We start from the raw sequence: 25,358 nt of genomic DNA on the forward strand, positions 1-25,358 counted from the left end.
TCACCAGCCGAGCTGGCCGCGCTGGCTAAGCTGGCTGCGCTGGCTCAGCCGACTGAGCCGGCTGAGCCTCACTTCTTCAGGCTGGTGCCTGCCGAGCCGAGGTTCTGGCAGGCTTCGACGATGCGTTCGGCCATGCCCTTCTCTGCGGCCTTGCCGTAGGAGCGCGGGTCGTAGAGCTTCTTGTCGCCGACCTCGCCGTCGATCTTGAGCACTCCGTCGTAGTTGCGGAACATGTGCTCGACGACGGGGCGGGTGAAGGCGTACTGGGTATCCGTGTCGATGTTCATCTTCACGACTCCGTGGCGGACCGCCTCGGCGATCTCTTCTGCACTCGAACCCGAGCCGCCGTGGAAGACAAGGTCGAAGGGAGCCTTCTTGCCGACCTCGGCCCCGACCTTCTCCTGGATCTCACCGAGGAGTTCGGGACGCAGCTTCACATTGCCGGGCTTGTACACGCCGTGGACGTTTCCGAAGGTCAGAGCCGTGAGGTAGCGGCCCTTCTCGCCGGTACCCAGCGCTCGTGCGGTGGCCAGCCCGTCCTCGACGGTGGTGTAGAGCTTGTCGTTGATCTCGTTCTCGACGCCGTCCTCTTCGCCGCCGACGACGCCGACCTCGATCTCGAGGATCGATTGCGCTGCCGTCGAGAGCTCGAGCAGCTCCTCAGCGAGAGTGAGGTTCTCGTCGAGCGGAACGGCGGAACCGTCCCACATATGCGACTGGAAGTAGGGATCGCCGCCGTTCTTCACGCGCTCGGTCGACGCGGCCAGCAGGGGCTTGACCCAGGCTTCGACGGCGTCCTTCGGGGCGTGGTCGGTGTGCAGCGCGATGTTGACGTCGTAGCTCTTGGCCACTTCGGCGGCGAAGACGGAGAACGCGATGGCGCCCCGCACGCGGTCCTTGACCGTCGGGCCGGACATGTATTCGGCACCGCCCGTGGAGATCTGCACGATGCCGTCGGATCCGGCCTCGGCGAACCCGCGGATGGCGGCGTTGATCGTCTGCGAGGAGGTGCAGTTGATCGCGGGGTAGGCGAAGCCCTGGGTCTTCGCGCGGTCGATCATCTCGGCATACACTTCGGGGCTGGCGATGGGCATACATGCTCCTTGGTCGGGGTCGGCCGTTTCTGCTGCCACCAGCCTACTCGTTCCGCCCCGCCCATGGCAGGAGGTCCCAACGGCGGCCTCACCGAGGATGCTCTCTCCTGGCACCGATCGTGGACGAATCCGGGAACGCAATTTCGGATCCTGCTGCCGAGGAGGCCCGACCCTAGCTCAGACCTCGCTTCGGACGCTGCATTCAGTACAGTGGCCTCATGGCCTCGACGCTGACTCCGCCCGGTTCGGGCAATCGCCTGCGCATCTTCAATTGGGCTCTGTGGGACTGGGGCTCGGCGTCCTTCAACGCCGTGATCATCACCTTCGTCTTCGCCCCGTATCTGACGAAGTCCGTCGCCGCCACCGAGGAGGCCGGATCCTCGGCATTGGGCTGGTCGATGGCCGCGGCCGGTTTCGTCATCGCCGTCGTCGCCCCGGCCGCCGGCACCCGGGCCGACGCCGGGGGTCGGCATCGCCTGTGGCTGGGCGTGCACACCGCGATCGTCGTGCTCACGATGTTCGGACTGTTCTTCGTCCGCGACTCCCCCGACTATCTGTGGCTGGGCCTTCTGCTCTTGGCAGTCGGCAGCGTCTTCTTCGAATTCGCCGAGGTGTCCTACAACGGCATCATGGTCCGGATCACCAACCCCGACAACGTCGGCAGGGTCTCCGGATTCGGCTGGGGCATGGGATACGTCGGAGGGCTGGTCCTCCTCGTCATCCTCCTCGTCCTCGTCATCCAACCCGAGGTCGGCTTCCTCGGCGCCAGCGACGAGGAGGGACTGCGGTTCCGCATCGTCGCGGTCCTGTCCGCCGTGTGGTTTGCGATCTTCGCGATCCCCGCTCTGTTCTCGGCACCGGGGGCGAAGGTCAAGGGCACTTCGGGTGGGCACCCGATCCGAGCATTCATCGCCGACTACGCCGCACTCGTGCGCCGTCTGATCCGGATGTGGTCGACCGAGCATCAGACGCTGCGGTTCTTCATCGCCTCGGCGGTCTTCCGGGACGGTCTGGCCGCGATCTTCTCGTTCGCGGGCGTCCTCGCCGCCGGCAGCTACGGGTTCTCCGCCTCCCAGATCATCATCCTCGGCGTGGCCGCGAACGTCGCCGCCGGTGCCGGGGCGATGATCGCCGGATGGTTCGATGATCGGCTCGGACCGAAACCCGTCATCATCGCCGGTCTCATCGTCATCATCCTCGGCGGACTGCCGATCCTCTTCAGCGCCGAGGCGGCCGTGTTCTGGGTCTGTGCCCTGATCTTGAGCTTCTGCGTCGGTCCGGTTCAGGCGTCGAGTCGGTCGTTCCTGGCCCGCATCACTCCGCCGGAGTCGGCCGGGGAGAACTTCGGCCTCTATGCCACGACCGGAAGGGCCGTGAGCTTCCTGGGCCCGGCGATGTTCGCCTTGGCGATCACGGTCTTCGGCTTCCAGCGGGCCGGGACGCTGGGCATCCTCATTGTTCTGGCGGTCGGCCTGGCGCTTATCATTCCCGTCCGACCCGACGCCCCGGCCCACTCCATGCAGGCCCGCGAGGAAAGCTGAAGCATTGCGGAGAGGCCGGGAGCCGGCCGCACCGGCTCACTGCCGGGCGAGCAGATCGTCGATCTGGTTGATCGCTCCGGTCGAGCCTTCGATGACACCCATCTCCAACACGGTGCGCAGTCCCTCAGCCGAGTCGAAGACCGATTCGTAGGTGGCACGAGTTCCGGTCTTGGTCGCTTCGAAGCGGTAGATGCACCGGCTCCCGGGCATCGATTCGACGACGCTGAAGTCCTCATCGGCGAAGTAGTCGCGGAACTCCAGGCGCGCGGGACGGTCGACGGCGGTCAGTTCCCACAGTCCGCAGAACTTCTCGCCCTCCGGGCTCGTCATAAAGTATGTGACTCTGCCGCCGGGCTCGAGCGAATGGTCGACTACCGTGGCCGGATACGTCGGCGGACCCCAAATCTGCTCGAGCTGGCGGGGATCGGCATAAACTTCCCACACCCGTTCGCGCGGCGCCGCGAACTCGGCGACGATCGTCAGCGTCAGTGTCTCTTCGTCATGAAATGTGTCGATGACCGGCATGGCTGCTCCTTAAGCATTGTGGTGGTTTGCTTCACGACCCGGCCTGTTCGTCCCCGGACAGAAGGTCGTCGATTCTCTGCACTCGGTCGACCCACTGGTCTTCGAGTTCGGCGAGCATGCTCCTGATGGTGCGAAGCGGACCCACCTCTGCGTGAGCGATCTGCTGCTTTCCGACTCGTCGCTTCGTCACCAGTCCTGCACGTTCGAGGACTGCGACGTGCTTCTGCACTGCGGCGAAGCTCATGTCGTAGTCGGCGGCCAGATCGGTCACCGAAAGCCCTTCTCCTGCGACTCGGCGTACGATATCGCGCCGGGTGCGGTCGGCCAATGCTTGGAACAGCGCATCCGCCTCGTCATCGAGAAGTCCTTTCATGCGATCAATCATACAACCGAATGGTTGTATGTAAATAGGTGCAGGCAAAGATTCTCGCGACCCGTTGACATTCGACATTGAACACGCGTTTAATATTAAACATGCGTTCAACGAATCCCGATTCCAACTCGCGCCGCTCTCCCAACGCCTCCCCGGAGACTGCCGAGAAGATCCTCTCTGCCGCCGTCGCCGAGTTCGCCCGCCACGGGTTCACGAAGACGACGGTCCGCGGCATCGCCGCGGCCGCCGAGGTCTCCCCCGGCCTGGTCATCCACCATTTCGGTTCCAAGGACGGGCTGCGCAGCGCATGTGATGAACACGTATTCGAGCGAATCGCTGAGTCGAAGGCGGCGAACGCCGGCTACGCCACCATGGCAGTGCAGATGATGTTCGACGACCCCGAGATGTCCACTGCTGTGGACTACCTCGTCAAGTCCCTGCTCGACCCCAGCGAGCATGGCCAGCGCTACTTCGACCACTACGTCGACCTCGTCGAGTCCTATATCACCGAAGGATTCGCCGGCTACACCTTTCGACAGAGCGAGGATTCTCGTGGACAGGCGGCGACCATCGCGGTCATGGCCCTGGCCCCCTCCCTGCTCGAGCACCGCCTGCATTCGGTCCTCGGCACCGATGACACTACCGCAATGATGACCCGACTCGCCCCGCATCTGCTCGACCTCTACCTGCACGGTGCCCTCGAGTCAGTCCCCGACAACTCTCAACCAGGAGATGAGGAACCATGAGCACATTGACCCGTCCCCGCCGCACCGACGACGGCCGCGCATCCGCCTCGGCGGCGATCTCGATGCGGGACGTCGTGAAATCGTACGGACGCGTCCGCGCCCTGGACAGCCTCGACCTCGAGGTCGCCCGCGGCGAGGTCCACGGCTTCCTCGGCCCCAACGGCGCCGGCAAGTCGACGACGATCCGGATTCTGCTCGGAATCCTGCGACACAACTCGGGTACGGTGCGCCTCCTCGGCGAGGATCCCTGGTCGAAGGCGGTGCCCCTGCACCGCCGCCTGGCCTATGTTCCCGGCGATGTGGAGCTGTGGCCGGGACTGACCGGCGGTGAGGCGATCGACCTGTTCGCCCGGTTGCGCGGAGGCGTGGACAGACGTCGTCGCGATGAGCTCATCGAGCGGTTCGACCTCGACCCGCGGAAGAAGGGCCGGACCTATTCGAAAGGCAACCGGCAGAAGGTCGCGCTCATCTCCGCCCTGGCCTCGGACGTCGAACTGCTGCTCCTCGACGAGCCGACGGCCGGACTCGACCCGCTTATGGAAGCGGTGTTCCAGGACTGCATCCGTGAGGCGAAGGACGCCGGTCGCACGGTGCTGCTCTCCAGCCACATCCTCGCCCAGGTCGAAGCCCTGGCCGATCGGGTGTCGATCATCCGCTCGGGTCGCATCGTCGAGACGGGGACCCTGTCCGAGCTGCGGCACCTGTCGCGGACGACGATCACCGTCGGACTCGAACACGATGTGCCCGCCCTGTCCGAGATGACCGGAGTCCACGACCTCGTCCGCGAAGGTTCGCGACTGCATTTCAGCGCCGATACGGCGCAGCTGCCCCGTATCATGCGGGCGCTCGGCGAACACGATGTCGAATCGCTCACCGCGACCCCGCCGACCCTCGAGCAGCTGCTGCTGCGTCACTACGGCAAGGAGGAGTCATGAATCTGCTGGCCGCATACACGGACGACGGGGATCGCACTGTCCACGGAGGCCCCGGGAACTCACCGCGAACCGGGCATCATCATGGTGCACATGAACGTGTTCGGCGTGGCCGCCTCGGCGAGGGAAACCTGGCAGGGTTGGGGAATCTGCTGAGATTCATGCTGCGGCGGGACCGCCTGTGGCTGCCGATCTGGGTGCTTGCTCTCTCTGCGCTCACCGCGTACTTCGCTAATGCGATCGCCGTGGTCATGGATTCGGATTCGCTGCAGGCGATGACGGCGTTCGCGAAGAATCCGGTGATGGCGCTCATCACGGGGCCAGGTTACGGGCTCGACCAGGTGACGATCCCGCGGTTCATCGTCGGCATGTACGGGGTGTTCCTCATGATCGGGGCGGCTCTGATGTCGATCCTCACCATCTCCCGCCACACGCGCGCCGAGGAGCAGACGGGGCGGGCCGAACTCGTTCGCGCCGGCGTCACCGGTCGGCACACTCAGCTCATCGCCGCCCTTGCGCTCACGGTGTTCATGAATCTCCTGCTCAGCGCGGGCATGGCTGCGGCGTTCGGATTCTCTCAGGCCGAACCGGATTCGTGGTCGGCGACGATGCTGTTCACGGTCGGAATCGGCGCGGTGGGCTGTGTCTTCGCCGCCGTCACCGCGGTCACTGTGCAGCTGAGCGCGTTCGCCAGGGCCGCCTCGTCGATGGCCGGAGCGGTGCTCGCACTCAGCTTCGTCCTCCGCGGGATCGGTGATATGTCGCACGTGTCCGGGGGTAGCCTCGATTGGCTGTCGTGGCTCTCGCCCTTGGGGTGGGCGCAGCAGACGGCACCGTTCACCCTCGACCGCTGGTGGCCGCTGCTGTACTCGGCTGGTCTGTTCACGGTCCTCGTCGTCGCGGCCGCGATGCTGCAGTCTCGTCGTGACCTGGGTGCCGGAATCGTCGCAGAACGGCTGGGCCGGTCGCAGGCGGGACCGCTGCTGTCGACGCCGCTGGGTCTGGCGCTGTGCCTGCAGGCCTCGAGCCTGATCTGGTGGTCGATGAGCATGCTGGTCATGGGTGTGGTGTTCGGATCGTTCACCGGGCCCATGGACGAAGGAGCGGCGGGGATGCCGCCGGAGATCCTGTCGATCATGGGCGGTCGGTCCGGAATCGTCGACGGCTACCTCGGATACATGGCCCTGTACTTCGCCATCATCGTCGCCGCGTATGCGGTCATCGCCGCTGGTGGGCTGCGGTCGGAGGAGTCCTCTTTCCACACCGAACCGGTGCTCGCGACCGCGGTCTCCCGCAGCGGATGGTTGGCTTCCTGGGCAATGGTGACTCTGGTCGGGGCCGGTTGGCTGATGGGCATGGCCGGCCTCGGTGAAGGGGTGGGTGCCGCGATGTCGATGGACGATTGGTCCCTGGTGTGGCCGACCTTGCTCGGGCATCTCGCGCAGGCGCCGTCGATCTGGGCGCTGCTCGGATTCGCCTACCTGCTCTACGGCCTCGCCCCGCGGCTGATGAGCCTGAGCTGGATCGTCTTCGGCGCCTCGGCGGTGCTCGCCCTCTTCGGCGGGCTGATGCAGCTCGACGACGCGGTCCTCGATCTGTCCTTGTTCACCCATATCGGCCAGTATCCGGCCCAGGATCTCTCCGCCGAGGCGGTGCTGTGGTTGGCAGGGATCGCTGTGGTCCTCGTCGGGGCTGGGATCCTCGGATTCCGAAGGCGGGACCTCGTCACGGCGTGAGGTACCCCAAGGACCGGGCGCGGCTGAGGACGTCCGCCCGGTTCGAAACTCCGAATTTGCGGTAGAGAGCGGAGAGACGGTTCTTCACGGTTCCGGTGACCTGCTGCAGTTCGCCGGCGATCTCAGCCACGGACAGGCCACGTGCCAGCAGGTCGATGAGTTGGGCTTCGCCGACGTTGAGCTGCGGCGCTTCTGCCAGGTCCACGGAGACCGAGCCGATATGGCGCAGCCGCTCCATCAGCTGCGCCGGTGAAGCGAAGGTCACGGAGAACTCATTCGCAGCTTCCGCCCATACGGGCGAGTCAGCCGTGAGGTCGACGAGTCGACTGCGATCGGTCAGCGGCAATAGTGCAAGCGGCAGAAGCGAGCCCACCCAGGTCGAAAGACTCACAGCCATCGTGAAATCAGTCTGCGCTGCAGCCTCGTCCCCAGTGCGCAGTTTGGCTGCTGCTCTGATGGCGGCGAGTTCTGCGCGGCTGCGCGGACTGAGCGAACGATGATAGAACCAGGTGTCGGCGCACGCGATCGCATCGTCGTTGCGCCCGGCCACGAGCTTTGAGCGGACGTCGAGGACGATGCGCGCATCACACGCCGGTGAGAGCCTCTCTCGGTCGAGCTCGGCCCATCGCAGCTGGCCGAGTGCGATGAAGGCCATGCTGCGTCCGAACGCAAGCAGATCCTTCTCGGCTGCGGATAGGACTCCGGAATCGCGAGACCGCTCGGCATCATCGTTGACGAAGAGCAACCCGGATTCGGACTTTGCGGACAGCACTGCCAAGGTCCGAGCGATGAGAGGCAGATAGACCCACAGCGTTCGCAGCTCGGGATATGCGGACAACGCATCGAATTCCGTCTGAGCGCGTTGCAGGTCGAGACGGTCGAGGGCCCGCAGCGCCGCGGCGATACGCAGCGGCGGAGTGACGAGCTCGTCGATGATGACGCTCGGCCGTGTCGCTGAACGACCTGCGACAGAGCCGCTTCCGGCACCGACTCGGCTGAGCTCGGACGACTCTGTTGCCAACGCGAGATGGATATCGGCTCGTTCACAGTCGCCGCTGACGGCCGAGATGAGAGCCGTCCACGCGATGATTGCCGGCAGCAGGAAGTCGCCGTCGATGTGTCCGGCCCGAGCGGGCCCCTCGATCTCATTGAGCAGGGACAGTGCCCGGCGAGACTTGGCTGCATGGTGGAGTGCGATCGCAGTGAGGAGTCGGACGACGGAACGCCCACGCACACTGGGCATCTTCGCCGCGGCACGGATGCCCAATTCTGCGGCATCACCGTGTCGGCCGGAATCGCCGAGACCGATCAGCTGACGAACGGTGTCGATGACATCCACCGGCAATCCGTCCAGCAGGACTTCTCCGCTCTCATCTTCTCCCGGTGCCGAGGCGCCGAGGAACGCCGGCAGTCGTGGCCTCAGCAGTCCCGGGCCGGTATGCCTGATCGCGGCGGCACGGATGCGCGCCGGATCGGCGGCAGCGGAATCAGCGTCGATATCCTCGGCGAGTGTTCCGAAGAATTCAAGTCCGGGCCAGTTCGCACGAGTCTTGGGCGGCAGAAGACGAAACGCGGTGCAGGCGGTCCGAGGAGTGAGCAGGAACATCGGTATGCCCACCGCCTCGGTCACTCGCAGCAGCTGGGGCCAGTAGCCGCCGTGTCGGGCCAAGAGCAGCACGTCGCTGAGTAGTTCGGGCTCGACGGTGCCTGCCGATTCCATATGTTCGATGAGCACTTCGAGAAGTGAGACGACCACCGGCCCCGCACCGGGTGTGGCAGTGAGGTCATATCGCAGCTTGGCCGCGATGAGGGTTGGAACTCGCAGCAGCGATCCCCGCACCGAATCCTCAACGCGAGTGAGTATCCCGCTGGAGTGGAGTCGGTTCAGGACTCCTTCAGGATCGTTGACCCCAATACCGCCGAGGAGGTCATCAGCCACCGCGGTCAGCGCCCGCACGGCGGTCGTCTCTGACACAGCACTGAGTTGAGCGAGCACCGAGGCTGCCGCCGTGTCACCGGGTCCCAGCTCTAGGGACAGCCGTGGACACAGTTCGACGACCCAATCGGCAAAGGAAACGGATTCGGGGACCACCGTGACCCCTGCGGTGGCTGCGGCACGGAGGACCGCCTCGGCGAAGTGAGCACGACCGGCGCATTCCGTCCACAGCAGGTGGCAGAGCTCGGTGTCGACCAGGCTTACGCCTGAGGATTCGAGTTCGACGATGAAGTCTCCCAGGCTGAGGCGAGGATCCTGCGTGGTCCCTTCAGCATTCGAGCTCATGGTCGCCCATCCTTCATCTCGGCGGATCACACCCGCGTCACGCTCATCGACGTACACGTGAGCTCCTCCTTCCCTGTCCGGTCTTCACCGGCCGACCCTGTCAGCACGCAGCTCTCGAGCCTGCCCGGACTCCCAATGTGCCCGTATACCGGGTGCTTTTGTGCTCCACCGCGAGTGGTCTGCGGTAGTCCGCCAAGGGAATGCGGATACACGAACGGACCGGAGGACAGCTCCTCCTCAGCGGGAGTTCGTCTGACCTGTTCACCCGCCCCGGATACTGGCCGTCGTTCAGCTCGCCGCGTCGATTTCCGACCGTCCTCGTGCAAACTGGCGGACAGCTGCAGGCGGGAGGCCAGCGTACAGAATCGGCAGAGAGACGAAGAAGATCGTGAAGAGTGTGCCCACGAGGCCGACAGTGAAGAAGGAGACGCTTTCGACGCAGGACAGACCCATGACCCCAACCGCCGAGGCGTAGAGGACATGTCGACGTCCGACGTCGAGGTGTGATTGGACGACCCTGCGCCAGGCCAACCCGAGGATCAGCAGCATCAGGATCAGCTCGACCAATCCTCCGCCGACCAACGATTCGACGAAGAAGCTGTGGAATTCCTCATAGGGCATTCCCCTCTCCTGAGCGATCATGACGCCGCGGAAGCTTCCGCTGCCGAGCAGGATCCCGTGCTCTCGCCAGATGTCGAGTCCGATCGACCAGACGACGTCGCGGCCCGCCAACGCGGCGTCCGGTCTCAGAATGAGTTCTTCGAGTTTGTCTCCGACTCCGGTGGTGACTACGACCGCGGCACCGATTCCGCCGACGGCGAGGAAAGAAGCGAAGTACTTCGGTTTGGTCCGGAGCCTGAGCACGGCGAAGACGGTGAGGAAGATGAGTGAGGCGGCAATCGATCCCCGCGACATGGTCAGAAGCAGCGAGGCGATCTGCAGGGCGAAGAGACCGATGTTGTGCGCGCGACAGCGTCGGCCATGGAGGTACAGCATATGGGCGACGAGGCCGAGGAACAGGAAGTATCCGAACTGATTGCGGTTGGCGAAGAAGCTGGCGAACTCGAACTGGTAACTCGAGTCGGCGCTGAACATCAGAGGAATGTCGGATGCGTGCTGCACGAAGTTGACGATGATGGCGATGAACGTGAGCCACAGAAATCCGCCGAGAAAGGTGTGCAAGTCGTGCTCACTCGGGTGCAGCGCCTGGACCAGGCCGGCGAAGACAAGGATTCCGATGATCCCAGCGGCCGCTCCGAGCAGGTCCAGAACGTCATAGGTTCCGTACCTCATGCCAACAGATACCAGGGTGGTCGCCTGCATGATTCCGTAGACGATGGCAATCGCGATCCACGGATCCCTTGGCTGAACTCGCCGGTGGAAGGCCGCGACGACGATGACCAGCAACTGCAGCATATAGCCGAAGCCCACCGCTACCATGAACGGCACCGGGACTCCGAATGCCACCACCACAGCCACCGGCACGATTGCGACCAGGAGAAGTATGAGCAGAAGCCCGCCGACTCCGCTTCGAGTCGAACTCATGCGGTGAGCAGCTGCTGACTCAGGTCGCATCGAGGACCACCCCGCCGAGGCGTTCATAGGTCACCGCCCGATCGAAGCGCTCCTCGGCCATCCGTCGTGACCCCATACCGCGTTCCACCAGATTTCGGTCTTGGGCCAGTTCCACCAGCGCTGCGGCGACGGCTTCCGCCGTCGGTTCACAACTGATTCCTGCTCCGTAGGCGACGAGCAGGTCCCGATACTCGGGGCATTCCTGAGAGTTGACGACCGGCAGCCCTGCCGCAGCGTAGTCGCCGATCTTGTTGGTGATGGACTGTGCGGCTCCCGCAACGATGGGATTGACCGCAATATCGCACCCCCGCAGACGTGCGACCATATCCGGATACTCGAGTCTGCCGTAGAAGATGACCTCTTCGAGCAGATCGGCAGTTTCCCCGCGCCATTGGTTCTCGAACGGTCCCGTGCCCATCACATGCAGGCGCATGCGCTTTCCTGCACGCTTCAGTATGCGAAGTGCTTCGAATACCGTCGGCAGGTCGTAGCTGTGCCCCAGGGTGCCGACGTATGCAAGTTCGATGTATCCGTCGTCGGTCGGTCGGTTCGCGCCGAAACTGTCGAAGCGCTGCAGGTCGGTGCCGAGATAGACGGTCGTCACCCCGGCCGCGTCCCCGCGAGCCTCAGCAACGCGATTCGAGTAGGTCTCGGAGACAGTGACCACTGAGTCTGCAGCACGATAGATCCGTTCCGCTGTTCTGCGCAGCGGTGCGAGCACGGAACGTCCGGCCCAATGTGGTCTGAGCACGAGTTCGAAGGCTTCGGGCCACAGATCCTGCACATCGAGGATGAGTCGCACACCGTTTCTTGCGGCGAATTCGGTCGCAGCGTGCGCGGCTTCGAGCGAGGGCACGGCGCAGTAGACGACGTCGGGCACCCGTCGGTGCCGCAGATATTCCTTGAGGTTCCGACCGAGGGCCCGGTGGCTGAGAAGACGACGCATGGAGACGTTGGTCCGATAGGCAGGTTCAGAGACGTAGGTGGTCACGAAGAGCTGAGTCTCCCTGTCGGAAGGGTCCCGATGCTTCTTGGACAGATGGTGGAACGACGAAGTGACCAGCTCGACCTCGGCTCCCCGACGGGCGAGAATGCCGGCCAAGGTGTCGAACCTGTCATCCGGCCGTCTTCCGCCGCCGGTGAAGTGGGCGATCATCAATACGTCCATGGGGTCACTTCCTCGTTGTGTCTGAGTGTCGATGGATGGCGTCGCTCATGGCTGTGTCGGCCATGGCCGTCACATCCGCTTCCGCGGCCGATCGTGGATCGCTGTTCTTCGCATCCTCGGCGAGCCCGTCGCAAGCCCAAGATTCGGGTCTGCTCTTGAGCACTCGGATGAGTGCGTACGCACCTGCTGCGGCACAGACGGAGTACCCGATGATCGACCCGTAGGCTGCACCGAGCATGCCGTAGGGCGGAATCAGCGTGAGATAGGCGAGCACCGAGGCGGCCGTACCGACGATTTCGACGATCGAGACCCGTCCCGGCGCGTCCAAGGCAATGAGCAGACCCTGCTGGACGCGAGTCAGTCCGAATACGACAGCTGAGGCCGCCAAGGGAACGATCACTGCGGTCGCCGGCCGATAGGACTCGGGAAGCACGAAGATGATCATGGCGAAGGCCGCGCCCGCCAGCACTGCCGCGAAGACGATCAGCAGAAGGACGCTTCGGACGATGACACGGAGGACTGGGAGCGGGCCCGATGAGAACGACTTCGACCAGCTGCGCAGAGAAGCGTCAACCCACTGCTGCACCGGCCACGTCGCCATCTCGAGAACTGTGGCGACGGTGACATACAGGCCGAGCTCCGCCGAACTGCTCAGCATGGGAAGCAGCAGTCGGTCCGAGCGCAGCATCGCGGTGTTGCTGAAGTCTGAGGGGAGCAGAACCCAGCCGCGGCGGCGCAGCCCCCGGCTCTCCGCCCGGGAGGGTGCCGACTGCTTCCACGAGCGCGGCGCGAGGAACAGAAGAGCGACGGCAGGAAGCGCCGATGCGGCATATGCCCACATCCACACCACCGGGTCGTCCACACGCAGCAGCACCAGCAATGCGGCACCGACCACGATGATCACCTGGGTGGCGACCGCGTTGACGGTGAACCACTTCCATTCCCGGCTGCAGACATAGGCGACGCGCAGCGCACGCACCAGCGAATTGAGTGCAACATATCCTGCGATTGCGATGACGCCCATCCACAGCCATGTGGTGCTGAACGGTGACACCATCGCTGCGAGGACCACGATCGGAAGGATGCAGAGAGTCCCCGGCGTCACCATTCGGGCGAAGACTCGGTATTCGCTGCCGAAGCCTCCGGACCGAGCGGCGATGAAGGGCCGCTCGAGACCCATGATCGCGAACACGGAGAGGAAGTACGCGAGCTGCAGGGCAAAGGCGAGATCTCCGCGTCCCGACGGGCTCAGCACGAAGGCTGCCAGCAGGTTCACCGCCACCGCTCCACCTGCAGCGACCATCTGCGCGCTGACCAGGACAACGGCCGCGAGCTTCGCTCCCCCGAGTCTGCTACGAATCTCCATTGCCCGCGTCCCTCTCTCCGGTGAACGTGGGCATCGTGTCGAAGCCGCCCTTGCTGATGCCCTGCCGTCCGAGCACGGTCTGCACTGTCTGCAGGAGAATGAGCAGGTCGAGTCTCAGACACCGGGTGTCGACGTATTCCACATCGAGTCGGAATTTGTCGTCCCAGTCGAGGTCGTTGCGGCCACGAACCTGCGCCAGACCGGTGATTCCGGGCAGCGCCTCGTGTCGCCGAGACTGTTCAGGAGTGTACCGGGCAAGATACTCCACCCGCAGCGGTCGCGGTCCGACGAGACTCATCTCGCCGCAGGCGACGTTCCACAGCGAAGGCAGTTCGTCGAGGCTCGACGCCCGCAGGAACCGGCCGAGCCGGGTCAGTCGCTGTCCATCGGTGATGTGGTCGGCGTCCGGATGCAGCATGGTTCGGAACTTCAGGATGTCGAACACCTTCCCTCCGCGCCCGGGACGAGGCTGCCTGAAGAGCACGGGCCTGCCATGGACGACGAGCACGACAACGGCGACGACCGCTTGCAGGGGTGCTGTGATGATCAGCCCGAATACGCTGAGGCAGACATCGATCCCTCGTTTCACGGTGTCGTAAGGGCGTCGTTGCGTACGGGTATTCATTCGGCGCGCGCGAGTGGCTGCCGGCTGTTGCTCGATCTCGTCCATCATTCCTCCTCACCGAGGTTGAGTGCCCTCTGGAACAGGACTGCCACGCCTTCGACCGCTGGGGCGAGCTGCAGAGCCGCGAGCGCATAGATGTCCCGATCGCACCCATACGGGTCGATCACGTCATCATCTGTGGGAAGATCCGGTGCGCGTCTGCGACTGCGCCGTCGCACCGCCGCTCCGACCGCGGCCCGCAGACGCGTCGCCCGGTCCGCTGACGGAAGAGCGCCCTCGCTGACGATCTCGTCGTCGCGAGTCACCGCCGCGAGACTTGCGAGTTCGCGGATCGTGAAGGTCCGCCGAACGATGCGCGGGTTGAGTTCGACGACTGCGCGTCGGTGCTCGCGTGTCATGACGAGCACGAGGTCAGCCGCGCTGAGCGAATCCTCACTGACCTGCCGCGCCCGCTGGGCCCGGATGTTGATCACCCCCATGAACCCCGCAACTTCCCGGGCTTCTTCGGGCATCATTCGCCCCGGTGCGGCACGGGTGCCGGCCGAGCGCAGGCGGATCTCGGAGACGTCGGCGAACCTCTGGGCCAGCACCAGCTCTGCAAGACGCGAGCGGCAGAGGTTTCCGGTGCACACCGTGAGCACGGTGAAGCTCTGAGACATCAGCTTTAATCCGCTCTCTGCGGCTTCGCATTACCGGGAACCGCGCCCACCCGGGGCAGCTCTGCGGTCTGCGGTTCCTCGAAGCCCGTGTCATCGGCCGGAGCGCATCGGTGATCGGCGAGTCTGCTCCGACTGGGGATCGGCCAGAACTTCGGGGCGGAGAGATGCTTCGATCCGAAAGGTGCCGCTGGATGACGATCGACCGCCGTGTCGATGCCGTCGTCTGCGGGACCCTGTACATGACTTCGATCCGGTCGGAACATCCAGCTCGGGCCGGTATCGGCCGACAGTCGTTCGGTCTCGGTCGGGGGCCTGCCATAAGCCTCCGCTGCACCGTAGGTGTACAGATCCTCGCCGTTCGGCGGCAGCATCGTGACGACTATCCCGGCGACACGGGCGCCCACGGCCAGGTGGGTGCGGATCGACTCGGTGAAGGCGCGCTTCTTAGTGTTGCTCGCCGCGGAGACCATGATGATGCCTGCCGCCTTCGTCCCGACCACTGCGGAATCTGTAACAGCCAGGGTCGGTGGTGCGTCGAGGATGACATAGTCGAAGTCTTCGCCGAGCTCGTGCAGTACAGCGTCCATCGCTTGGGAACCCAGCAGCTCACTCGGATTCGGTGGGATATGCCCTGCCGGCAGGGCACTGAGCCCGTGTTCGCCCCATGGTTGGAGGACGTCGGAGATCTCCACCCGACCGACGAGGACGTCACTGAGCCCCGCCGCGCCTTCGATGCCCAAATATTCGGCGACTTTGGGCCGACGAAGGTCACAGTCGACGAGAGCCACCCGCAGCCCCGATTCGGCGAGGATGATCGACAGATTCGCTGCCGTGATCGATTTGCCCTCACCGAGACTCGGCGAAGTGATGGCGAAGACTCGGCGCTTGGAGCCGACTCCGAGGAATTCGAGGTTGGTGCGCAGTGCCCGAAACGCCTCTGCCGTGGGACCGTATTTGAAGGCTCGAACCACCAACGGATCGTCGGCGACAGCGGAGTCTCGGGGGATTCTTCCGATCACGGGGGTCTCGGTGAGCTGCCTGATATCCTGCACCGATCGCACCCGAGTGTCGAAGACCGCGGTGAGGATGGCGATTCCGATCCCGCACAGCAGCCCCAGCAGCAGTCCGGCGGGCACGAGCAGACTTGCCCGTGGACTCACCGGTGCATCTGCGGTCTGAGCTTCCTGCGTGGTAGTCAGGCTGATCGAACTCCGCCCGTCCGCACGTTTGGGTTCGAGCCGATTCTGCACTGCCTGAGTCAGGCTTCGGCTGATCGCCGCGGCGATCCGCTCAGCCTGCTGAGGATCCGAATCGGCGACGGTGATGTCGATGAGGACCGAGCCGTCGGGGGTGCTCGCTTTCACATCATCGCGCAGTTCGGCCACCGTGGTGTTGAGTCCGAGTTCGGAGATCACCGGGTCGAGGACGACGCTGGACCCGACGATGTCTGTATAGCTGCTGACGACTTCTTTTGCGAAGCTGTTTCCCTGCACCAGGTCACCGGTTCCTCCCGCATCAGATTGGACCGACACGTAGAGCTGGGTGTGCGCTTCATATGTGGGCGTCATGAGCGCGACGGGCACGGCACCTGCGACGATTCCGAGCACCGTCGCTGCTGTGACGAGCAGCCATCTGCGTCGAAGGATCCTCACGTAGTCGCGCAGGTCCATGCCCGCGCCGTTGGGTGCCGATTCTGTCATGCCCATGTCTGTGTCCTTCCGAACTGCGTAACTGCTGCGCGTAGAACCGATGCCGATGATTGCGACCGGTGATGTCGGCGAGCGCCCTTGGACTCCTCTGCGCCGCTCTGACCTTTGCTGACAGCTCGGCGAATCGGACTTCACGCTACATTCGCAGGCCGTCGTCGAACGCGGTCTGCGACAGAGCCTGCGGTGATCCGCAGTGGCCCTGTGGAAAGCCGCCCGAACGCGTGTGGACCGAGTCATACCCTGGTTCGGCCCCAATGATGCGGATATGCTTTCAGTGCCGAGCCGATGAAGGCCGGTCAGTGGCGTCAGCCGTTATTCGAACCGAGAAGTCCCATGCGTGAATCAAAGAATCCGCTGGGTGACTGCAGGAGGACCACATGACGTCGATTCCAGCCACAGTCGTGATCGGCTCGGCCGGTCGACGCCTGTATCTCATCGACTGGTTCCGCAAGGCCTTCGAGACTCTCGGCGTCGAGGGGCGCGTAGTCGTCACCGAGAACGACGAGACGAGTTCGTCCGCGACTTATGGCGACATCGGCAGAATCATGCCGAAGTACTCGGACCCTGCTTATGAGACCGCCCTGTTGGACCTCATCGCCGACCTCGAACCGCAGCTGTTCATCTCCGTCAACGACTATGAACTCCTTCATCTCCATGTGAATACGGACCTCGCGGACCGAATGCGACAGTTGGGAGTGCTCGTCCCCGGTGTGTCCGCCGAATGGCAGCGCGGCTGCGTCGACAAGTTGCGGATGGCGCAGATGCTCACCGCGATCGGCGTGCGAACTGCGCCGACGGTCACCGGCGGAGACGGCGCAGGACTGTCGGCACTTGCAGCGTATACCGATGACGTTGTCGTCAAACACCGGTTCGGCAGCGGTTCGTCGGGTCTCGCGATCGTGTCCGCTGCTCGGGCAGAAGAAGCTGTGGCCGAATCACTGCTCTCCGCACCTGCGCAATCGGGCGGTGAGCCGACTGCCGACGATGTCGTGATCCAACCCAAACTCTCCGGCACCGAACACGGTGTCGATATCGTCGGTGCACTCCATGCCCCCGGTGACCTCGCCGCTGTCCTTGCCCGACGCAAGCTGCGGATGCGAGCGGGCGAGACGGACAAAGCGGTTACGGTGGATCCTGCCCCGTTCGTGGCGAATTCGGCTCTCATCGCGAAAGCGGCTGGGCTCACCGGACTCATCGATGTCGACATGTTCCTCGACGGAGAGGGACGCAGCACTGTCATCGACATCAATCCGCGCTTCGGCGGCGGATATCCATTCGTGCATCTCGCGGGAGCCGATGTCCCGCTGTACTACCTGGCCCAGGCCATGGGCAGAGATGACGGGTTCGAGTGGAGTCGTTATGAGCCCGGCGTTGTCTCCGCGAAATACGAAAGTATTCGAGTCGCCGGAAGAGTGCCGGTGACTCCTACCAGTTCAGTTGAGTGATCGGGACCTGAACAGACTTTCTGGATCGGGAATCTCGTTGACGAAGCTCTGACGTTTACCGGACCCGACGACGAGGTGCTGCGAATCATAGGTGAAGTCACAGCGCACGATGTCCCCGACGCAGTCGTCGAGGATACTGCGAAGACGGAGCTCGAGGGCTGCGGATCGGGGCGCGTTGAGCACCCACGTAAACTTCCCGATATCGTTCTGACGAAGCTGGAACTGTCGGATCTCCTGGAGCTGGTCAGCAAGTTCCATCATTCCCATATGCAGTATCCTCTGAGGCACCTCTGCGGTACCGCCGATGCAGAAATCCCGGTTGCGCCCACTGAGCTCCTGCAATATGCCGGGAATCGGCGCACCGGCGTCGTCGACAGCGAACCGCCCGACGTCCCCTGTGTCGTATCGGATATAGGGCGAAGCACGATTGAACAGGTCTGTGACCACAATTCGTCCGATTCCGCCCGGCGGAGCTGGGCGGTCCGAGTCCAGGTCCAGGATCTCGAAATGGAAGGTCGCAGTGTTGAGCCTGTAACGGGTCAGCGCGCCGTCCGAGATTCCGAAGATCCCATTCTCGGTATTGGAGTACCTCATAGCGAGATCAACTCCTGCTTGGGCCCGGATGAGTTCGTTCAATGAGCTGGTAGCGGGCTCACCGATTCCAAGCACTGCACCGATGACTCCTTCTGCGAACTCGATGTCGTACCTGCGAAAGCCCTCGAAGAGCGCATCCAGATAAGAGCACAGCGCAACGACGATTGTGCCGTGTCGGCGCCTCAGCCATCGAGCGATCGCCCGAATACTCTGCTCATCGTGCTCTCCGCTGTACATCCGCTTGCCTTGTAGGAAATACACCAGCTTGGATTTGACCGAAACGTCGAACCATGTCGTGCCGTGGAGGGTCGGGGCAAACGGGTCGGCGCCGAGGAACCGAAAAGCAGCTACCATTTCGGCCCTGTGATGAGAGATCCGGTCGGCGTCGAAGTAGGAATCGTAGAGTACACCAGAAGTCCCAGACGAATATCTGCTGGCAAGGTTGTCAGAATTCACCCGCTCATCGAAGAACTGCGAACGGTCCGCCACCATCATCGGTTTCGTGACCACCGGCAGTGACTCGAAACCCTCGCCCTTCAAGTTCTGGTAGAAGGGCACATGAGTGCGAGCATGCCGCGCGATCTGTTCCAATGCGGCAGAGGATGAACGGGATGCGGGGTTGTTCAGCGTCGAATAGACCTCTTCGACGACTGACGGTGAGACTCCATTCGGCAGCATCTGAGCCGCGAATCGGCGGGCAGTGGACAACATGAAGTTTCCCTTCTCCTCTTCCGAGTATCTGTGTCAGGTTGCGTTGGCGCGTTGGGGAATTCGAGTATGGGACCGTCTGCCACGGGACTGGGTCACGGCGCAGCTCCATCGACGGCTGCGCCTCGAAGCTCGAAGTACGCAGTCGCAATGACAATGACATGTTCGATGTCGGCATCGGTCATCTTCGATCCGCTCGGCAGGTTGAGGCCGGTGGAGAAGATGCGTTCGGAGACTTCTCCGCCGTATATCGGCGCCTCGGCGAAGACCGGCTGCAAGTGCATCGGCTTCCACAGCGGTCGGGTTTCGATATCGTGTTCAGCCAGCCAGGCTCCCAACTCGGCCGCACTGAATCCAGTCCGATGCTCGTCCACGAGGATCGCAGTCAGCCAGGCATTGTCGCAGTGGTCGTTGTCGTTGCCGAACACAGAAACCCCCTGCACCGAGGCGATTGTGTCGCTGTAGCGTCGACGGATCTCCCGGCGACGGTCGACCATCGCGTCGAGCCGGGTCAGCTGCGCCCGTCCGATAGAGGCGAGCAGATTGCTCAGCCGATAGTTGAACCCAATCTCCCGGTGTTCGTAGTGGGCCACCGGCTCCCGGGCCTGGGTCGACAGGAAACGGGCGTACTCTGCCAGTCGGGAATCGTCGGTGAGCAGTGCTCCACCGCCCGAGGTGGTCATGATCTTGTTGCCGTTGAATGACACGACCGCGGCGTCGCCGAAGCTGCCGCAGGTGACAGCTCCATAGCGGGATCCCAGCGATTCGGCGGCGTCGACGAGGACGGGGACTTCGAATTCGGCCGCAATCGGCAAGATCCGGTCGTAGTCGGCGGGCCGTCCGAGCAGGTCGACCGGGACGATTGCCGCCGGCTTCTTCTTACCTCGGATCGAGTTCTTCAAAGCCCGGTGCAGCTGTACCGGATCCATGTTTCCGTCCGAGGAGCAGTCGACGAATACAGGTTCGGCTCCGCAATAGGTGATGGCGTTCGCCGTTGCGGCGAAAGTCATCGTCGACGTGATCACCAGGTCTCCCGGCCGCACTCCGAGACCGAGAAGGCCGAGGTGGAGAGCCGCCGTGCCGGATGAGAGCCCAACTGCATAAGAGACTCCGACTTTTGCCGCAAGCTCGGTCTCGAACGCTTCGAGGTCCGGACCGACAGGTGCTATCCAGCCGCTGCGAAACGCGCGCAACAGGAATTCCTCTTCGAGCTCCCCGACGTCGGGGCCCGACAGGAGGATCCGGCTAGCGGCCGGGACAGGCTGAGGCTCCGGTGCGGTCTCCGGTTTCGTCGGTGCCGCGTCCGAGATCGTCATGGCCTGACCTCATCCGAAATCAACGTGGTCGGCACCGGCAGGTGGACAGCTCCGCCGGCGGGTTCTCGGCGGCCCACTTGATGACCGAGTTCCGGTTGGGGGCGGCAGCTGCGGTCACAGAACTCGTCGATGACGCCTCGCTCAGCCATCACGACCGGCAGATCGGCAGGTGAGAGCTCAGGTGCCTCAACACGGCTGATCTTGTCGTGGATGCGGATGACGGTGCCTTCGTAGTCACCGAAGAGCTCCTCGTCGAGCTTCTCACCCTCGCGCAGGCCGGTATAGACGATCTCGGTATTCTGATTCGACATCGCAACCAGACTCCGGGCGATGTCGACGATGCGCACGGGTTCACCCATGTCGAGAACCATGACGTAGCCGTCCTCGCCGATCGTCGCCGCCTGCAGCACCAGCTGGCATGCCTCCGGGATCGTCATGAAGAAGCGTCGGACCTCCGGATCGGTGACCGTGATCGGACCGCCCTGTCTGATCTGTTCCTGGAAGGACAGGAGCACCGATCCGCGGGAGCCCAGAACATTGCCGAAGCGAACCGAGAGGTAGGTGCCTGGCGACTTCGCTGCGAATCCGCTGACGAGTCTTTCGGCGATCCGTTTGCTCCGGCCGAGCTCGCTCGTCGGTGCGGCGGCCTTGTCCGTCGAGATGTTGACGAAGGTTTCGACTCCGACTGCGCGTGCTGCTTCGAGGACGTTGAGGGTGCCGTGGACATTCGTCTTCCACGCCTCCTCGGGGAACCGCTGCAGCATCGGCAGATGTTTGAGCGCCGCCGCGTGGAAGACGATCTGCGGCTTCGCCTCGGCGAAGACATGATGAAGTGCAGCCCGGTCTCGGATGTCGGCAAGCACGGTGTTCGGCGACATCAGCAGCGCCGAGCCGTAGAGCGTGAGTTCGACTCCGTGCAGCGCCGTCTCATCGCGATCGAGCATGACGAGGCTCTCCGGATGGAGAGCGAACAGCTGCCGGCAGAGTTCGCTGCCGATCGATCCACCCGCTCCCGTGACGAGAACCCGTTTGCCGGCTACCTTCTTGGCGATCTCTGCCAGATCGGTGTGCACCGGAGCGCGGCCGATGAGGTCTTCGACCTTGATATCGCGGATATCGCCGATCTCGACCTTGCGATTGACCATCTCGGCCAACGGCGGGATCGTCCTCAGCCATTTCCCTGTCGGCTCCAGGGACTCGCGGCATTTCTGCAGGAATTCCGCGTCGGAATCAGCGATCGCGACGATGACACCAGCCGCATTCAGCCATCCGGCCGCCTCGGCGATGTCCCCACTCGTCCCACGGACACGGACCCCGTGGATACTCAGATGGCGCTTGTGCGGATCATCGTCGATGAGTCCGACGGGCAGATATTCACCGTCAGGGTTCGAGAGCATCTGGCGGATCAGGGATTCAGCCGCGTCGCCGGCGCCGACGACGAGTACTCGCTCGCCCCGCAGCGGACGGGTCGCGATCTGGTGGGACCAGCGGATGAGGTAACGGCTGCCGGTCATGAAGATGACTGCGGAGAAGACAGTGAGCAGGACGAACGGCGAATCCCCCAAGGTGACGGCCATCAGTCCGCACGCAACGATCAGGGCGATGACGGCGATACCGCCGTATTCGGCGAAGCTTCCGTAGTGATAGCGACTGCGATAGAGACCGGTGAGCAGGCCGAGGAGCACTTGCAGAACCACTGCCGCCCCAAGCGCGGATCCGAGTTCGACTCCGCTGACGACTCCTGAACCCATGACCGTCGAGGCAAGCAGGCCGGCAGCCGTCCAAGCGACGGGATCGAGGACGAGCTGGAGCCTGGTCTTGCCCTTCCAGATCCGCGTTGTCAGCCGTGCCGGCCACGTCGATCCAGAAGTCGCTGAAGGTGGCGAAGCCACACCGCCAGCCCTCCCCCGGGTGAGTGGATTCGGATGTTCTGACACAGTCATCGTGATCTCCCATGTTCGACTCTCCCGGCCCCGTCACTGTGGCGGCCGGGCATCGTCGGTGAGAGCCGACGATGCTGCGATTCCAACTGCGGAATGCGTCGACTTCACGCTATGAGTGCGATGACTCTGTTCTGGTGCTTGCGGAGAGGAGACTGCGGTCATCCGCGACTGCGGTGCGGGTGTCCGCGGGGCGTTCTGCCGCAGACGGCGCGAACCGTCTGCGGCTCATGTTCACCAAGGATGGCGGCTCAGACCGCGGCGAGACGCGGGTTGCCCGCGAGCCTGGATACGAGCTCTGTGCGTGATCCGACATCGAGCTTGCGGTAGACAGCGGTGAGGCGGAGTTCGACGGTGCGCAGGGAGACGAAGATCCGTTCGGAGATCTCCCGGTTCTTCAGTCCCGCACGGACCAGTTCGACGACCTTGAGCTCCTCGTCGCTGAGTTCGCCGAGGCGCGGCAGCTCAGGCATCGTCGGCGCCTTCGGCTCTTCGACGATCTGCCCGGTGCGGAGATGGTCGGCGAGACGGCCGGCCCCGACTTCGCGAAACAGCGCCGCAGCGGCAAGTCTCTGTTCGCGTGCTCTCAGGTTCGAACCGTTGTCGGTCAGGCGAGAGGCGAACGCCGCATGAGTGACCGCCTTCTCGAAGACGAACTCTGAGGTGCTGGACTGCCGCAGCACTCGCCCGAACAGGTCGGTGGCAGTCTCCCCGGCGGCCAGAAGCGCTTCGCTCCGACTGACGGACAGATCGGTCCACCGAGAAGGGCATGCCTTCGCGCGGTCACGCAGCTTCTGAAGCAGAAGAGTCGCATGCTCTCTTCTGCCGATACCCACCAAGGCTTCAATGAGGTCGCCCTCGAAACGACGCACGTTCGGGTTGGTCTCGTCCGCGGACAGCTGTTCGCAGCGCCGAAGGTGTCCGATCGCTTCGGCCGCGCAGTCGGCGCGCAGGAGGTATCTGCCCTGGAGCGCATTCAGCTCGGCCAGCAGACGGTGGTTGTTCGTCGCCGAAGCCCGGACCGCGGCCTGTTCCTCGACGAGCCCCGCTTCACCGGCGCGTCCGGTCAGCAGCATCTTCCAGGCGTGCAGCAGCAGGATCCGATCCTGCCGGACGACGACGAGTCCTCTGCGCTTGTCGGCCTCAGATTCCGCGATGAGCCTGTCGATGACGTCGACGGCCTGGCTGACTCGGCCGAGGCGCATTTCCAGATCAGCGCGGACACAGTCCACCTGCCGCTTCCAGACCCTGGTCGCGGCACAGGTCTCACCGATGTGGTCGAGCACAGCCGAGGCGGCTTCATAATGCTCGGTGAGCACCAGTCCCTGGGCGACGGCGAGTCCGAAGCTCGGCCTGATCGCCTCCTGGTGTTCCTGCAGGCTCGCGAAACCGGCGAGCGCCGCCCCGTCCTTTCCGCAGTTGCTGTCAAGCAGGATGCGCACGGCCTGGACAAGCTGTGCCTCGCTGTCGCGAAACTGCTCATCGGCGGCTTCGGCAAGTGCCAGAAGTTCCTGGGCTCGGGCGAATTCGCCTCGTTCACAGTGGCAGAGCGCCAGCGTCAGCTGCAGGCGCGCCACTTCGGCGGGTGCCTGCTCCGATTCGTATCTGCTCCACGACGTGAACAGTGAGGACGGCAGCGTCTGCGTCTCGAGGAAGACGTTGCGGACTTCGAGAGTCCGAGCGCGGATCACGACTGCAGCCCGGTTCGAACGAGAGGCGATCTTCACATAGCGGCGGGAGAAGGCGAACTGCCCGTGGTCGGACAGCGTCTCGGCGATCTCGACCAGCTGACCGCGCAGCTCCTCGAGATCGTTGCAGACCCGGATGGCCCGTTCGGCGAATTCGGCCCCTCCGGCAGTGAGTCCGCGTCGCACCAGTCCGAGAGCGTGTGCCGCCAGCTGCTGGGCGGTCTCCTCACCCGGGTCGATGAACGAAACGTGCCAGGCTTCGACCTGCGGCCACGTGTCTGCGCAGTCTTCGGCCAGGATGAGGTGGGTTCGGCGGCGCTCGCTCGCCCCCATCGACTGCTGCACCATGGCACGGACGAATCCGTGGGGTATCCGCAGAAAGGCTCCCCGACGTTCGATCGTCCCGCGCGATTCGAGTTCGTCGACGGCTTCCCAGAATCCGGGCAGCCTCCTGGCCAGAGGCCGCAGCGGAGTCAGTGGGGACAGCGACAGGCATCTGAGCAGCGCTTCGGCATTGGGCGTCAGCCCCTCGACATAGTCGGCGATCATCGGACGGCTGGCCGGTCCCACTCGCACCGGGATCGACAGCGCGATCTCCCCGCGCATCTCACTGGGCGCCATCTCCTCGAGGATGTGGCTGACGGCCAAGGGACGACCCGAGGCTGCGTGGGCGGCGACCTGGGCTGCCTCCTCGGCGATCCGCGTGTGTCCGAAGCGGGCCAAGGCGAGGTCCCGGGCGAGTTCGATGAGCTCGGCGATGCTGAGATCCGCAAGTTCGATCTCCGGCACCGAGGCGAACGGACCGTCATCGTCGATCGACCGAACCGTGATGACGATGTGCAGACGTCCTGACTTCAACCGGCGCAGCGCCTGACCGAGCACCCGCTGCGAGTCCATGTCCATCTCGTCGGCATTGGGCACGAGGATGAGCGTGTCCTCGTCTCCTGGAATCGATCGGAGAGCCGTCATCATGTTCGGCACGATCTCATCATCGGCGAGCTCCGCCGGATCGGAGGGGCCGTTCACGGATGCGCTGACTGCGGCGAGCAGACCGCCTATCCCTGACCAGGGCGTGTCCTCATCGAGCGGACTCGATGCGACCCTGATCACCGTTCCGTCCCACTCCGACTCGAGTGCCGACAGGATCGATCGCCGCCCGGACCCGAAGCCGCCGGTGAGGGCTGCGGCACGGTGCCGCGAGAGGAGGGAGCGGAGCTCGCCGACTTCCTTGCGGCGAATCACCTGACGCATGATCCGCCTCCCGTCGTCGAGTCCGGGGAACTCGTTCGGAGAAGGATTTCCGGCCCGGAGACGGGCGCCGCCGTTCGCACGGCGCG

19 protein-coding genes are annotated in these 25,358 nt (G+C 64.1%); 5 read left to right on the forward strand and 14 right to left on the reverse strand.

The window, feature by feature from the left end; genetic code table 11:
- Positions 1-68: 68 nt before the first annotated feature.
- The gene (gene fbaA / locus AC239G_RS17150; protein WP_487489378.1) at positions 69-1,094 is read right to left on the reverse strand and encodes a class II fructose-bisphosphate aldolase; all 1,026 of its coding nucleotides are present in this window, start codon (positions 1,092-1,094) and stop codon (positions 69-71) included.
- 218 nt (positions 1,095-1,312) lie between these two features.
- Here fbaA and AC239G_RS17155 point away from each other — a divergent pair, with 218 nt between their 5' ends.
- Positions 1,313-2,635: an MFS transporter gene (locus AC239G_RS17155; protein ID WP_487489379.1), complete on the forward strand. Its 1,323-nt coding sequence runs from the start codon at positions 1,313-1,315 to the stop codon at positions 2,633-2,635.
- A gap of 36 nt (positions 2,636-2,671) precedes the next feature.
- On the opposite strand, the gene AC239G_RS17160 is transcribed toward AC239G_RS17155, so the two are convergent.
- Positions 2,672-3,160: an SRPBCC family protein gene (locus tag AC239G_RS17160; RefSeq protein WP_487489380.1), complete on the reverse strand. Its 489-nt coding sequence runs from the start codon at positions 3,158-3,160 to the stop codon at positions 2,672-2,674.
- 31 nt (positions 3,161-3,191) lie between these two features.
- Positions 3,192-3,533: an ArsR/SmtB family transcription factor gene (locus AC239G_RS17165; RefSeq protein WP_139469080.1), complete on the reverse strand. Its 342-nt coding sequence runs from the start codon at positions 3,531-3,533 to the stop codon at positions 3,192-3,194.
- 101 nt (positions 3,534-3,634) lie between these two features.
- On the opposite strand from AC239G_RS17165, the gene AC239G_RS17170 reads away from it, so the two are divergent.
- The 3 genes from AC239G_RS17170 to AC239G_RS17180 are packed head-to-tail and all read left to right on the forward strand — an operon-like array spanning position 3,635 to position 6,947.
- A complete protein-coding gene (locus AC239G_RS17170) occupies positions 3,635-4,279 on the forward strand; it encodes a TetR/AcrR family transcriptional regulator (protein WP_139469079.1) in 645 nt (214 codons plus the stop codon).
- The gene (locus AC239G_RS17175) at positions 4,276-5,214 is read left to right on the forward strand and encodes an ABC transporter ATP-binding protein (RefSeq protein ID WP_487489381.1); all 939 of its coding nucleotides are present in this window, start codon (positions 4,276-4,278) and stop codon (positions 5,212-5,214) included. Before AC239G_RS17170 ends, AC239G_RS17175 begins: the two co-directional genes overlap by 4 nt.
- On the forward strand, positions 5,211-6,947 hold the full coding sequence (locus AC239G_RS17180) for an ABC transporter permease (protein WP_487489382.1): 1,737 nt from the start codon (positions 5,211-5,213) through the stop codon (positions 6,945-6,947). Before AC239G_RS17175 ends, AC239G_RS17180 begins: the two co-directional genes overlap by 4 nt.
- Here AC239G_RS17180 and AC239G_RS17185 read toward each other — a convergent pair.
- The 7 genes from AC239G_RS17185 to AC239G_RS17215 all read right to left on the reverse strand — a co-directional run bounded on the left by AC239G_RS17185 (position 6,937) and on the right by AC239G_RS17215 (position 16,327).
- On the reverse strand, positions 6,937-9,228 hold the full coding sequence (locus tag AC239G_RS17185; protein WP_487489383.1) for a helix-turn-helix transcriptional regulator: 2,292 nt from the start codon (positions 9,226-9,228) through the stop codon (positions 6,937-6,939). The genes AC239G_RS17180 and AC239G_RS17185 overlap by 11 nt on opposite strands.
- A 288-nt stretch (positions 9,229-9,516) precedes the next feature.
- Positions 9,517-10,773, reverse strand: coding sequence for an O-antigen ligase family protein (locus AC239G_RS17190; RefSeq protein WP_180345633.1), 1,257 nt, complete (start codon positions 10,771-10,773; stop codon positions 9,517-9,519).
- A gap of 19 nt (positions 10,774-10,792) precedes the next feature.
- Positions 10,793-11,971 (reverse strand): glycosyltransferase family 4 protein, encoded by a 1,179-nt coding sequence (locus AC239G_RS17195; RefSeq protein WP_139469075.1) that lies wholly within the window; start codon positions 11,969-11,971, stop codon positions 10,793-10,795.
- A gap of 4 nt (positions 11,972-11,975) precedes the next feature.
- A complete protein-coding gene (locus AC239G_RS17200; RefSeq protein WP_139469074.1) occupies positions 11,976-13,337 on the reverse strand; it encodes a lipopolysaccharide biosynthesis protein in 1,362 nt (453 codons plus the stop codon).
- Positions 13,324-14,007, reverse strand: coding sequence for a sugar transferase (locus tag AC239G_RS17205; RefSeq protein WP_487489384.1), 684 nt, complete (start codon positions 14,005-14,007; stop codon positions 13,324-13,326). Before AC239G_RS17205 ends, AC239G_RS17200 begins: the two co-directional genes overlap by 14 nt.
- Positions 14,007-14,621, reverse strand: a complete 615-nt coding sequence (locus tag AC239G_RS17210) for an arsenate reductase/protein-tyrosine-phosphatase family protein (RefSeq protein WP_139469073.1) — start codon at positions 14,619-14,621, stop codon at positions 14,007-14,009. Before AC239G_RS17210 ends, AC239G_RS17205 begins: the two co-directional genes overlap by 1 nt.
- Before the next feature lie 5 nt (positions 14,622-14,626).
- Positions 14,627-16,327 carry a tyrosine-protein kinase domain-containing protein gene (locus AC239G_RS17215; RefSeq protein WP_482400882.1) on the reverse strand — a complete coding sequence of 567 codons (1,701 nt, stop codon included), beginning with the start codon at positions 16,325-16,327 and terminating at the stop codon, positions 14,627-14,629.
- A 380-nt stretch (positions 16,328-16,707) separates the two neighbouring features.
- Here AC239G_RS17215 and AC239G_RS17220 point away from each other — a divergent pair, with 380 nt between their 5' ends.
- Positions 16,708-17,775, forward strand: a complete 1,068-nt coding sequence (locus AC239G_RS17220; RefSeq protein ID WP_139469071.1) for an ATP-grasp domain-containing protein — start codon at positions 16,708-16,710, stop codon at positions 17,773-17,775.
- Here the strand turns inward: AC239G_RS17220 and AC239G_RS17225 are convergent.
- From AC239G_RS17225 to AC239G_RS17240, 4 genes are all read right to left on the reverse strand, one after another.
- Positions 17,764-18,927, reverse strand: a complete 1,164-nt coding sequence (locus AC239G_RS17225; RefSeq protein WP_139469070.1) for a phenylacetate--CoA ligase family protein — start codon at positions 18,925-18,927, stop codon at positions 17,764-17,766. The two genes, AC239G_RS17220 and AC239G_RS17225, sit on opposite strands and share 12 nt — an antisense overlap.
- 245 nt (positions 18,928-19,172) lie before the next feature.
- Complete coding sequence (locus tag AC239G_RS17230; protein WP_139469069.1) at positions 19,173-20,393, reverse strand: DegT/DnrJ/EryC1/StrS family aminotransferase; 1,221 nt, start codon at positions 20,391-20,393, stop codon at positions 19,173-19,175.
- Positions 20,390-22,285: a polysaccharide biosynthesis protein gene (locus tag AC239G_RS17235; protein WP_487489385.1), complete on the reverse strand. Its 1,896-nt coding sequence runs from the start codon at positions 22,283-22,285 to the stop codon at positions 20,390-20,392. The genes AC239G_RS17230 and AC239G_RS17235 overlap by 4 nt, the downstream gene beginning before the upstream one ends.
- Positions 22,286-22,584: 299 nt before the next feature.
- Complete coding sequence (locus AC239G_RS17240) at positions 22,585-25,272, reverse strand: LuxR C-terminal-related transcriptional regulator (RefSeq protein ID WP_487489386.1); 2,688 nt, start codon at positions 25,270-25,272, stop codon at positions 22,585-22,587.
- Positions 25,273-25,358 lie beyond the last annotated feature (86 nt).

It is taken from the genome of Brevibacterium sp. Lmc1 (assembly GCF_057654315.1).